Below are 9,960 nucleotides of genomic sequence, written 5' to 3' on the forward strand. Positions count from 1 at the left end.
GCCAGCACACCTGCAAGTTGAAAAATGACGAGAATAAACAATGAAAAGAATAAGCAGCCAATGCCTTATCAACCATCAGGGGTTCGCCTGAAACGAAAAGTCATATCTCCAGCAAGGTGGCTAAAATTTGTGCTTGTTGTTCCTGATCATTGAAACAATCCACTGGCATCAATTTAAACAACTCATAAAACCGACGAATGAATCCGCGCTGTGCTTTGGCATCCGAACCAATAATCGCTTCAATTCGTGGCTGCAACCAGCTACTGAATAACCAGGGTTGTCCCACCACTGCCAGTACCTCGTTCAGAATCATATCTCCTGCCACTCCACAGACATTCCCCACCTGGCTGCAATGGTCTTCCAACCCGAGAAACATCAGCAAACGGCGCAACTGGTGGAGTGTCGCGGACAAACGCTCACCGTATTGAGCGAACGGCCGACAGGACAAATCAAACGCGACGGCACGCATGAGTACCCGAACACGTTGTTGGCGCTGTGGCCAACGACTCACCCGGGTAAACCACTCCGCCAGCGACAATTCACTTTGATGAATACTTTGCTGAAACAACTGTTTGACCGCTCCCAGCGAGCGGCTGCCCTCTGCGCCCAACTCCAACAGACCAAATAGCTCAACCTCCCAGCCCTCACGCTCAAGTAGCGGGCCAAGTAATTGCGATAAGCTGCGGCGGCGTAATGGATTATTTTTGCTGTGTGCCAGCATGGCGGCCAACAGTAACACTTGCTGCCCTGCCGATAGCTCACCCTGTCGAAGCTTATTGGCAAGTGAAACAAGATCCACATCAAGCGGAATGTTCTGTGAAAACAGCATATCGTTGCTACCGGAGAGCTGAGTTATCAACTTCACCAATAGCTGTTGGCGGCGCAGATTACGCTCCTCAGCCTCAATGGATTTTTGATCTTTCAAACGGGAACCGAGACTCAGCCCGATCTCTTCCATCGTCTCTTCCAGCGCGGTTTGTCTCACTTCAGATAATTCAATGCTGGCCAGTTCCATGACTGAGTGTGCGGGGGTTACTTCGCCATGAGCCTTCCCCACATGTTGGTCAGAGCCGTGAACTGCCAAGGTCTCTGACACATTATTGGCACTAATCATGAGCTGGCTCCTGTAGCCAAAGGATAAGTTGCGCCAAATGGCTACGCAGAGAAAGGCTAACTTGCAGCATTGGCGAACCTAAGCGGGCGGTATCTTCAGGCATGCTCTCATCCCCCACACACTGCACCCGTTCACCCAGAGCAGAGACCACGGCAGGCAGATGCTGCGGGTGAACCTGTAAAACTAACATTTCATCGTGCGCCATTTTCTCCACTTGCGCCCCTAGCCGATGAATCAAAATCTGTTCCACAGATTGCTGACCGGCCCAGGCAGTTACCACCGACGCAATCGCTGCCAGAATCTGCTGACGGGCTTGTGTAATCAAGGATGCCTCCAATTGCTCCGCCGCCACTAGCCAGCCAACATGTTGCGCCAACACCTCAGCTTCTATTTGACTCCGCGCTTGAACCATCAGCATGTCTGCTTGTTGCTGTGCTTGCGCCAACAACACGCGGCTCTCATCCTGCGCTGCTTGCACAATCTCGGCTGCCTGCACCCGGGCAGCAGACAAAATATCGCGGCTCTGCGCCATTTCCTGTAACTGAACCGCCGCAATGACTCGCCCCGCTGGCAGCGAATAATCAAATTTCTCTATCCTGAGATGAAAAGGGTTCACAGCAAACGCTCCAGTCGGGTTAACCAACCGTCAACCGAAAAAGAGAATGCCTGGGACAGAGATAATGCACGGGGCTGAGGGGGTAATGAGATAGAGGTGGCACGCCAAACCACATCATCGTGGCGTACCTGATGTGCCAGGCTATGCCCCAGACGTAAGGCAACCGTGGGCAGATGCTGTGGGCTTAAGCTGGCAGGCAGGTGACCCTGATATCCCATACCAATGAGTTGTTGGATATCAGCTTCATCCAACAGCGGCGAAAGCCTCTCGCGATAACGCCGTAGGCGCAAATAATCACCACATTGTAAATAAACCAACCCCAGCGCCAGACAGTGGGCAGATAAGCGTGGATAGCTTGCCATTCGCTCTCGCTGCGGTTTGCTCAGCACCGCAGGCAGGGTTTGCTGTGGGAATTTTCGTTGCCGAATTAGCGCATTATTCAACACTCTGTCCAGTGCGTTACTGTGGCCATAACAGTAGTTCTCTATGTTAATCCCCATCGCCGCCAACCATAGAGGATGGGCAAACTGTGCGGGTCGCCAGGCTAACTGATGCAAATGCCGGATATCAGCGGTTAACGGTAATATCATCCCTTTTCCCCTTCCATTAGCGATTTATCGGCGCAAATAGCGTAATAAGCACACCGTTGACAACCCAGCCAGCAGTACCAACAGTAGCCCTAACGCTATCTGTATCGCACCGGCGTGGCGTAATAGCCATTGCAAGCTCAGTTGTGCCTCAGCGTGCTGGTGTGGCTCAGCGGCGATAAACCGATAATTGGCAGGCTGCATCACCACACTAATCTGTGAGTAATCGATACCGGGGATACCATCGCGGATCAGATTTTTAATTTGTGGCTGATAGCTTTGTAAATTGACCTCGGGGGAATACTTGATAAACACTGAGGCGGCGTGGGGAACACTGCTTTTCCCGTCGGTCGGCGCGGGCATGGCAATGGTCACATCAGCATGAATCACCCCATCCATATGGCTCAACATGCTTTCCAACTGCTGTTCTTTCAAATAGACCATCTTGGCCTGCTCTTGGCCAGGTGATGTCACGAGCTGGTTCGACGGAAACAACGTATCCACTGTCGTAAATTTCTGACGCGGAAAACCATGTTGTCGTAGCAGTTCCACTGCATTAATAAACTGACTTTTATCGACACTCAGCCTTACCGTCCCGCCTTTCTCGGACTGCTTTTCGGCTTTAATCTGGTGCAACATCAGCAACGCCAGCATCTGGTTGGCCTCCCCCTCAGAAAGCCCGCTATATAGCTCCATACCACAGCCTGAAAGGGAGACCACCACCAGCAAGAGCGCTATCGCACGCCGCAGGCGTTTCATTGCATATTGACCAGTTTATTGATGTTCTGCCCGAGAACACCGGCCACTTTAGCCGTTAAATCTACTGCTAATGTGGCGTGCATCCATTGCGACTGAACGTCCAATAATTGGGTCGGCGACATCATTGCCGTGTCAGGTTCCACCTGTTGCATTAACTGCGTAAATTTGGCGATTTGTTGCGGCTCACCGGCCGCTGGCTGAAGGGGGGTATTCAACATTGAAGCAGCCTGAATGGCATCAATTTCCATCTGATGATCTCCTTGTTGATAAGCAATTGTATACCGTTGCGGTGTTATGCCTTTAGTACCAGAGGCTGCCGCGTTGTTATTGGCAACGCCAATGACGTTGGGTCAGCAGCAGAGATCCCTTGTTGTAGCAACGCCAACATGGCCTGCGCATCTTCGGATTTGGATGTTGCCAGTAACGCCAGTGCTGCCACTCTGTCATTAAGTCCGAATAACAGCATTGCCTCACAGACCAAGCGAACTTGTGGATCCGGTATCAGTTGGGGTAACACATTAAGAATATTTTGGGCTTCTGCCTGTAGGCTGTGATTCACCCCGGCCAAGGCGGCTTCAACCACCAACTGGCGGCATTGTGCTGAAAGTAAGATCATATTTTGGCAATAATCCCACTGGTCATATCTTTAATATTCTTCATCAGCGCACTGCTAAAGTTGATGTAAGACGAATACTGCTGCATGGCAAATTGCATCTTGAGCATATGTTCAGGATCAGAGGGATTACCGGCAGCCATCTGGTTTTGAAAGTCCTGACTTATCTTATGAATACTATTCGTCATTTCGTTCATTAATGCGTTTATATCCATCAAACCTCCTATTCCATAAGTGACCGCATATGCGATGGGCACTGCTGAAAACGGCGACGGAAGCTATCAGAGAAATGCGCGTGATTGCTAAAACCACATTCCATGGCAATATCTGCCACACGCAGCCGTGTAGATAACAACAATTCACAGCCCTTTTTCAAACGTTGATCCAGTAACCACTGCTTCGCAGACATGCCGAATTTTTCATAAAACAGAAAATTCAATTTACGGGTGGAAATACCTAATTCATCGGCATAGCGCGATACCGTCCAGGGATTAAGGCGATTTTGTTCAAAAAACTCCAGTAACTCATTATTGGTACCCACAATTGATTCCAACAATCTGGAGAAATAAACTGAATCCAGACCTAAACAATACAGGTAAAGAAAGCGTAATGATGCTGAGCGCTCAATATCAATTAACTGTTCAGTTGCGTGAATAACATCTTTATTTGCTGGCAATATTTTGTAGCAATCAGATATTTTATGAGGCAAGCGAAATTTATTCGACTGCACCATTTTACTGGCTAAGTTTTGATATATAGGTAAAAGATCTATCGAATGACACAATATTGAAATAAAAGTACTTTGCGAGAAAGAAGATACCGTAGCCAACTCGTGGGTAACAACTAAACTGCCCGCAGGTACCGTATAACACTCTCCGTTGCTACGTAATGTTCCCTCTTGCCGAAATAAAATAAACTGTATTGATTTCATCATATCCCTTAGAGAGTAATTAACCTTATACAAGGTTAACAAATAACACTAAAGAGACTATCCGGCATTCACCCTAAGCGAAATTTGTTTGTATATTATCCTTGATGATACCGATTTTTCGATATGCAGCCCCCTCAGCATGAGTTGCTATTAGTATTTCATTTGCTTCCTGCTCATTACTCCTTAAAACACCCGCTATTTCTTTTCGCTGATCATTATCATTACTTATCCACACCCCTAGCGCACCGGCAGTAATAATACTGGTTATAGAGGCCACTATTGGATTATAGTTTTTAGCAAGTAAACATAAACTGTTGGTAACGACCGGGTTCGTTAGTAGCCCTATACCTGCTAAAGAGGCCACGATACCAACACGAATAAAGTACGATGTGTAGCGCGCGATTTTTTTGCAATTATCGGATGAAGCACCACAGGATTTAGCGAGCATAAAGGCAGCTTGCTGAATGGCATCACTGCCCATGGCGAACCCCTCTTTATTTTTACTGGCACAATTCCAGTTATGGTAGCCGCATGCCAGGTTAGACAGTGATAACATTAAGTTCAACCCAGTAACGATGGCAACCGGGGTCGCCGCCCCGCCACTGCAAATACTCATTCCAACACTGACAGCAAATGAAGCCAGAGAAACCGCCAACTCAACCACATTGATGAAAAACTGTTTTTTGGCTAACTTAACTTTGATATCGTTATTTTTACTAACAATATCTTCTTGAGTATCGAGAACTTTATTTATCGCACAATTAGCATTTGGAACATCTTTGCTCAGAAAGTCATTTGCTATTTCTGCAGGGGTGGAAATAGAGGGTCTCCCCTCGATATTCGAATTAACTACCGCATTCGGCTCAGATGAATTATTAACACACTTAATATTGTCTATTCTATCCATCGCTATCCCCTTTTAAATTTTAGTCATAATATTCGTGTTATTTCATCTATATTTCACTCAATAATCGATTGGCTTTCGTTGCTGTAGACGCATACTCAGGATTCAGGTAGCTCATTTCAATGGCGGTTTGTAATGCCTCTCTGGCATCAGCGCCTTTATCCAGCGCACGTAAACAAACAGCCATTTGGTATACCGGTTCAGGATCATTTGCATCCAGTAATAGCGCAGCGGCATAAGCACTCAGCGCCAGAGCATATTCTTGCTGCATTTGCAGAGCGGCGGCCAAAGCCAAATGAAACCGTGGCACTAAGGGGCAACAGACTGTAAGCCAAGAAAAATCACTGATCGCGGCAGTATAGTCATCTGCCAGCCAGGCCTGATAACCCCGTGTATAGCGCGTTTCTACTTCCTGCGGATCAGGTTGCCGCTTAAAATCACTCATTGGGTGCTGAATAATATTCTGTTCTTTCAATACACTATTTATCTTTACACACAGGGACTGGAAATCATCGGCAGAAAAATCGTCCATTGGACCTCCTTTGTTTTATTTATCCGTACTGACATCAAATAGTAGCCAATCATTACCATCGATATTCTTACTGAATGCACCCTTGGCTATTAATATTCGAATAAGTCTACTGCGGATCAACCACAAAGGCTGATTAGCGATATTATTAATAATCAGCATTCTGACTATCGATATATCAGTAATTTCCTCACCTAAATGGAGCAGGAAATTAAATAATGCTAAAAAATTCCCCGGTGTGTTTTTTTCAGTGGAAACCTCCAAAGAACAAATAATTAATTCACGCTGTTCAATACGGTAGATCACCCGGTACTTATCAAATAAAAACTCACTCCCTAATTTGATAGTGCTATTTTCGAAAAAGGCTGTTTGAGTCACACAGCCTTTGCTGAGTAAGTATTGCTCAATGTGCTGAGAGTTAAATTTCATATATCATAATTTCACAGCCATGGAAATATTGTTTATTAGGTTAGTCAAGGTATTGCTAAAGTCCTTGAATTCTTGTCTTACCTCTCCTAGTTTATTCTGTATTTCATTGCTATTTTTTGAGTAACTATCAGAGCTAAAACTTTGCAGATTGCTCTGCATGCGCAAGGTTTCCGCCTGACGGGATATATCACCCTCGGCCAGTTTCCCACTACCGGTAATGAATTGCCCAGCAACACCACCAATAGGCGCGCCGATACCGCCCCACCGGTCGCCTGCTCCGGCACTGGCGGCGCTAATTACACCGGACAGAATGGAGCAAACTCCGTTAGAGATGGCTGCGGAGGCTGTTTTATCGATCGCTTCACGCTGACTTTTCATGGCAGCAGCTTTGATATTAAACAGAAGCTCGAATTGTTTCCCACCATAAGTACTCAGTGAATTACGCATTTTTTTAGCTAACTCATACATTTTGGAAATAATGTCGGAGATTTCACTAATGATATTGCCAGTACTATTATCTAATTCCCCTCCATCATCGACAGTCTGTAGGGCTTTGTCGTTTACTTTTATTTCCTGGCTGATAGGTGTATTCATGATAACCTCATTATATTAATGAACCTGCCACTCTCGTTTGTAGCATGCCGTTTTGATGGATGTTATCGCTTAATTTCTCCAATGTATCTTGTGCGCTCTGAGAGATATCTTTGAGTTGTTTACTTTGCTGCTGTTTATTCCGTTCAACCCATTGATCCATAAACTGTGAGAAGTCCTGATCAAGCATCAATTTTTCAATTTCTTTTTGCAGCTCTCCGTTTTTAATCGCCAACTGGCCACTATTAATCTGCACTAACCCTTGAGTAACTTTTTGCATTATCTGTAAAGGTGAGAGGCAGATATCTTTTATTATTTGCTTAACCATCTTCTTCATAATTTCCTTGGTACATTGGCGAGTAAATTGTTCTGCAGTGAGTGTAGTGCCTTTCTTAATCGCGGTTTGAACCAGATTTTTCGTCACATCGCCTACCAGTTTTTCAACACCAGCGTGGGTAAAAGAGTTAGTGATATTGCGCATCAAGGTCATTTCCGTTTCAGTTATCTGCTTACAGGTATTCTTGGCGAACTGTTCAGTTAACTGTTGCACTTCTTGGTGACTTAGATTCTTCATCGCTTCGGTCAACGCATCAGCCCCGCCCGCTTTTAACACATCACCCGCCCCTTTGGTCACCGCTCGAGCGGCATTAATCGCGCGAGCGGCTTGAAACAGGTCGATTGCCATAGCAAAGCATTCACAACCGAGTTGAACTTTACCTGCGACATCAATAATTTCCTGACATTTCTCTTTTGAGGCTCCTGCCAGCATCGCCGTTTCAGCGGCGGCCTTAACCAAACCGGCAGTCCCTGCCGCCAAATATGCGACCCCGGAAGCCATTGCCACCGGATCCCCGGTTAGCACCCCGGCAGAGATCTTAATCGCACCATAAACTATCTCGGCTAAGCCGATGGCCCAATCAAACACCGTGTTGAAAATACCGGCTTTGTGAGCTTTATCCGCTTGCTGAACCGATTTATCTATCTGTTGCTGATACTCATTAACCCGTTTATCGCGTAAAAAAGTCTGCACATCCGTTGCCCGCTCCATCTGCTGGCGGATTGACTTACAGGAATCAGAAAAAAAAACCAGGCTCAGGTTGCCAGCCATCGAGAGGATGAGCTGCATATCTATGCTGCCCAGTTGATCAAGGGAAATCCGGCCACTGTCCCCTGCTTTGGCGCCGGAACGGGGTAAGGCGACCAACAGGCGATCCAAGGCGGCCTGGGCTTTTTGCTGCGTCACCTTGGGTGACGTCATATTCATATCCGCCGAGGGTGACAACCCGGAAATTGCCCACCAGTCTGGTATTTTCGCCACGGCCAAAGGTGTGCTTTTACCTGCGGCTGCCAGTGCCCAATCAGTCGGAGTGCCGGCTTTTAATGCGATACTATTAGACATGTCTCACCTCCAGTAATAATGCAGCCAGTCCCCGTTCGGCTTGCTGGCGGACTTGAGCCTGCTCAGGGTGAGCATGGCACCAGTTCAATGCGGCACGGAATGCTTTTTCAGCATAAATAGCATTGCCGCAAGCGGAATAACATTCCCCAGCGAAACAAGATGGACGAGGATCATCGACCTGAATTTGCCCCGCGCGGCTGAAGCAATAAATCGCCTGATGGCAATCCCCGGTTTGCTGATAACACGAACCTAATGTTAACCAATAAGCAAAATTCCAATGGTCGAAACGGATCAATATATTTAACAGTTTTTTTGCGCCGTCATATTCTCCGCCGTGACAAAGTTGTACGCTATATTCATATATTAACGTCAAGTCTTGCTCCGACATATTTGCCAACATACGCAGAGAACCACCGCGCCGCATAAAATTAATAAGTTGATCAGTAGGTTCAATATTCATATCGAATCATCCTTGCGGCCATAACTTGGTTAACAAAGATTGCGGGCAATCGTCGTCAATAAATCTTTTAAACTTGTCTGCAATGTACTGATGTTATTAACATTAACGTTATAACTTTGCATAAACTTCTGTAACTGTAATTGCTCTTGAGTCATAGTATCTGACGCGCGGGTCTTTTCATTATCTAATGCCGCTTTTACTGCCTGTAATTGTCCTTTATCCAGTTCTGGCCCATTCTTCTTTAAATACTCGTCAATACTCATCTTATCAACTTTGATGCCATGCTCCCGCATAAACTCGATAACCGAATCGGGTAGCGGCTCAGTTTTTTTATCATCCCCTACAGCCGCTTTGGCAATTACGGAATCAACCTGATTAGCGTTATCCTGTATATTATTGGCATATTCTGATCGGGCGTGCATAGCCTCATAGGCACTTCTGGCAAGTGATTCAAGTACGTCCAGGTATTCATAAAAGGCACTCAACCCCATACTATAGATATCAGCATGCTCGCCTAGATTATTGCGAACATTATTAATGTCGTTGTGAAGATTCTTAAATTTATTTTCCAAAACGGAAAAATCAAATTCATTATTGAAATATTTGTCAGCATCCAAATAAGAGTTATCTAATTTATTTACGTCAGTGTTCGCGACCATAGAAATACTCCTTACCTCAAGATAACAATGATATTTCAGGACGAGATTAACTATATTCCCTCACCTGAACTTATATTTCTGAGCTGCGTCTCCATTTGTTTAAACTGTACTTTCATGTTTGCAATAGATACCATCAATTGTGCTTTTTCTTGATTTAAACCATTCGGAAAAGCTTCATTCAAGCGAATTAACGTCTCTCTTGCTTTACTGTCATTTTTGGCTTTTTCTTTCAGTAATTCGATTTGTTGCTGGAAGCCCTTCAACTTTCCTACATCAGACAGTAATTTACTATACCGACTGTGTAGGTCCCCTAACACGCTCTGAATAGAATCATTATCATTCATATTGTATTTCCTTATGCATTAATAT

Annotated in this window: 16 protein-coding genes; all 16 read right to left on the bottom strand. The window is 45.6% G+C overall.

The annotated features are described in order from the left end of the window. Window positions 1-100: 100 nt before the first annotated feature. Entirely contained in the window at window positions 101-1,114 is a 1,014-nt protein-coding gene (locus tag V2A85_RS05235; RefSeq protein ID WP_420071002.1) for a TyeA family type III secretion system gatekeeper subunit, read from the bottom strand. After that, the gene (sctL, locus tag V2A85_RS05240) at window positions 1,107-1,730 is read right to left on the bottom strand and encodes a type III secretion system stator protein SctL (RefSeq protein WP_372559980.1); all 624 of its coding nucleotides are present in this window, start codon (window positions 1,728-1,730) and stop codon (window positions 1,107-1,109) included. Before sctL ends, V2A85_RS05235 begins: the two co-directional genes overlap by 8 nt. Continuing rightward, window positions 1,727-2,320: a type III secretion system domain-containing protein gene (locus tag V2A85_RS05245; protein WP_420071003.1), complete on the bottom strand. Its 594-nt coding sequence runs from the start codon at window positions 2,318-2,320 to the stop codon at window positions 1,727-1,729. Before V2A85_RS05245 ends, sctL begins: the two co-directional genes overlap by 4 nt. A 24-nt stretch (window positions 2,321-2,344) precedes the next feature. Continuing rightward, a complete protein-coding gene (gene ssaJ / locus V2A85_RS05250; protein WP_372559982.1) occupies window positions 2,345-3,076 on the bottom strand; it encodes an EscJ/YscJ/HrcJ family type III secretion inner membrane ring protein SsaJ in 732 nt (243 codons plus the stop codon). After that, window positions 3,073-3,324 carry a type III secretion system inner rod subunit SctI gene (gene sctI, locus V2A85_RS05255; protein WP_372559983.1) on the bottom strand — a complete coding sequence of 84 codons (252 nt, stop codon included), beginning with the start codon at window positions 3,322-3,324 and terminating at the stop codon, window positions 3,073-3,075. The genes ssaJ and sctI overlap by 4 nt, the downstream gene beginning before the upstream one ends. A gap of 44 nt (window positions 3,325-3,368) precedes the next feature. Then, window positions 3,369-3,692, bottom strand: coding sequence for an EscG/YscG/SsaH family type III secretion system needle protein co-chaperone (locus V2A85_RS05260; RefSeq protein WP_372559984.1), 324 nt, complete (start codon window positions 3,690-3,692; stop codon window positions 3,369-3,371). Continuing rightward, window positions 3,689-3,904 (bottom strand): type III secretion system needle filament subunit SctF, encoded by a 216-nt coding sequence (gene sctF / locus V2A85_RS05265; RefSeq protein ID WP_372559985.1) that lies wholly within the window; start codon window positions 3,902-3,904, stop codon window positions 3,689-3,691. Before sctF ends, V2A85_RS05260 begins: the two co-directional genes overlap by 4 nt. A gap of 8 nt (window positions 3,905-3,912) precedes the next feature. Then, complete coding sequence (locus V2A85_RS05270; RefSeq protein WP_372559986.1) at window positions 3,913-4,620, bottom strand: helix-turn-helix transcriptional regulator; 708 nt, start codon at window positions 4,618-4,620, stop codon at window positions 3,913-3,915. A gap of 73 nt (window positions 4,621-4,693) precedes the next feature. Beyond that, window positions 4,694-5,527 (bottom strand): hypothetical protein, encoded by an 834-nt coding sequence (locus V2A85_RS05275; RefSeq protein WP_420071004.1) that lies wholly within the window; start codon window positions 5,525-5,527, stop codon window positions 4,694-4,696. Between the two features lie 46 nt (window positions 5,528-5,573). After that, on the bottom strand, window positions 5,574-6,056 hold the full coding sequence (locus V2A85_RS05280) for a SycD/LcrH family type III secretion system chaperone (RefSeq protein WP_420071005.1): 483 nt from the start codon (window positions 6,054-6,056) through the stop codon (window positions 5,574-5,576). A gap of 15 nt (window positions 6,057-6,071) precedes the next feature. Continuing rightward, complete coding sequence (locus tag V2A85_RS05285; protein ID WP_372559989.1) at window positions 6,072-6,482, bottom strand: pathogenicity island 2 effector protein SseE; 411 nt, start codon at window positions 6,480-6,482, stop codon at window positions 6,072-6,074. A 3-nt stretch (window positions 6,483-6,485) separates the two neighbouring features. After that, window positions 6,486-7,076, bottom strand: coding sequence for a chemotaxis protein (locus tag V2A85_RS05290; RefSeq protein WP_420071006.1), 591 nt, complete (start codon window positions 7,074-7,076; stop codon window positions 6,486-6,488). A 10-nt stretch (window positions 7,077-7,086) separates the two neighbouring features. After that, complete coding sequence (gene sctE, locus V2A85_RS05295; RefSeq protein WP_420071007.1) at window positions 7,087-8,472, bottom strand: type III secretion system translocon subunit SctE; 1,386 nt, start codon at window positions 8,470-8,472, stop codon at window positions 7,087-7,089. Further along, window positions 8,465-8,932: a SycD/LcrH family type III secretion system chaperone gene (locus tag V2A85_RS05300; RefSeq protein ID WP_420071008.1), complete on the bottom strand. Its 468-nt coding sequence runs from the start codon at window positions 8,930-8,932 to the stop codon at window positions 8,465-8,467. The genes sctE and V2A85_RS05300 overlap by 8 nt, the downstream gene beginning before the upstream one ends. Window positions 8,933-8,961: 29 nt before the next feature. Next, window positions 8,962-9,591: a chemotaxis protein gene (locus V2A85_RS05305; protein ID WP_420071009.1), complete on the bottom strand. Its 630-nt coding sequence runs from the start codon at window positions 9,589-9,591 to the stop codon at window positions 8,962-8,964. Window positions 9,592-9,641: 50 nt separating this feature from the next. Then, the gene (locus tag V2A85_RS05310) at window positions 9,642-9,935 is read right to left on the bottom strand and encodes a chromosome partitioning protein ParA (RefSeq protein WP_420071010.1); all 294 of its coding nucleotides are present in this window, start codon (window positions 9,933-9,935) and stop codon (window positions 9,642-9,644) included. Window positions 9,936-9,960 lie beyond the last annotated feature (25 nt).

Origin of the sequence: Yersinia sp. 1252 StPb PI, from assembly GCF_048593885.1 — a bacterium.
In the GTDB taxonomy this organism is placed as follows: domain Bacteria; phylum Pseudomonadota; class Gammaproteobacteria; order Enterobacterales; family Enterobacteriaceae; genus Yersinia; species Yersinia enterocolitica_E.

Bases quoted from the DNA above. Each gene is read 5' to 3' on its own strand.
- V2A85_RS05235 (WP_420071002.1), bottom strand. From the start codon at position 1,114: ATGATTAGTGCCAATAATGTGTCAGAGACCTTGGCAGTTCACGGCTCT.
- V2A85_RS05245 (WP_420071003.1), bottom strand. From the start codon at position 2,320: ATGATATTACCGTTAACCGCTGATATCCGGCATTTGCATCAGTTAGCC.
- ssaJ (WP_372559982.1), bottom strand. From the start codon at position 3,076: ATGAAACGCCTGCGGCGTGCGATAGCGCTCTTGCTGGTGGTGGTCTCC.
- sctI (WP_372559983.1), bottom strand. From the start codon at position 3,324: ATGGAAATTGATGCCATTCAGGCTGCTTCAATGTTGAATACCCCCCTT.
- V2A85_RS05260 (WP_372559984.1), bottom strand. From the start codon at position 3,692: ATGATCTTACTTTCAGCACAATGCCGCCAGTTGGTGGTTGAAGCCGCC.
- sctF (WP_372559985.1), bottom strand. From the start codon at position 3,904: ATGGATATAAACGCATTAATGAACGAAATGACGAATAGTATTCATAAG.
- V2A85_RS05270 (WP_372559986.1), bottom strand. From the start codon at position 4,620: ATGAAATCAATACAGTTTATTTTATTTCGGCAAGAGGGAACATTACGT.
- V2A85_RS05275 (WP_420071004.1), bottom strand. From the start codon at position 5,527: ATGGATAGAATAGACAATATTAAGTGTGTTAATAATTCATCTGAGCCG.
- V2A85_RS05280 (WP_420071005.1), bottom strand. From the start codon at position 6,056: ATGGACGATTTTTCTGCCGATGATTTCCAGTCCCTGTGTGTAAAGATA.
- V2A85_RS05285 (WP_372559989.1), bottom strand. From the start codon at position 6,482: ATGAAATTTAACTCTCAGCACATTGAGCAATACTTACTCAGCAAAGGC.
- V2A85_RS05290 (WP_420071006.1), bottom strand. From the start codon at position 7,076: ATGAATACACCTATCAGCCAGGAAATAAAAGTAAACGACAAAGCCCTA.
- sctE (WP_420071007.1), bottom strand. From the start codon at position 8,472: ATGTCTAATAGTATCGCATTAAAAGCCGGCACTCCGACTGATTGGGCA.
- V2A85_RS05300 (WP_420071008.1), bottom strand. From the start codon at position 8,932: ATGAATATTGAACCTACTGATCAACTTATTAATTTTATGCGGCGCGGT.
- V2A85_RS05305 (WP_420071009.1), bottom strand. From the start codon at position 9,591: ATGGTCGCGAACACTGACGTAAATAAATTAGATAACTCTTATTTGGAT.
- V2A85_RS05310 (WP_420071010.1), bottom strand. From the start codon at position 9,935: ATGAATGATAATGATTCTATTCAGAGCGTGTTAGGGGACCTACACAGT.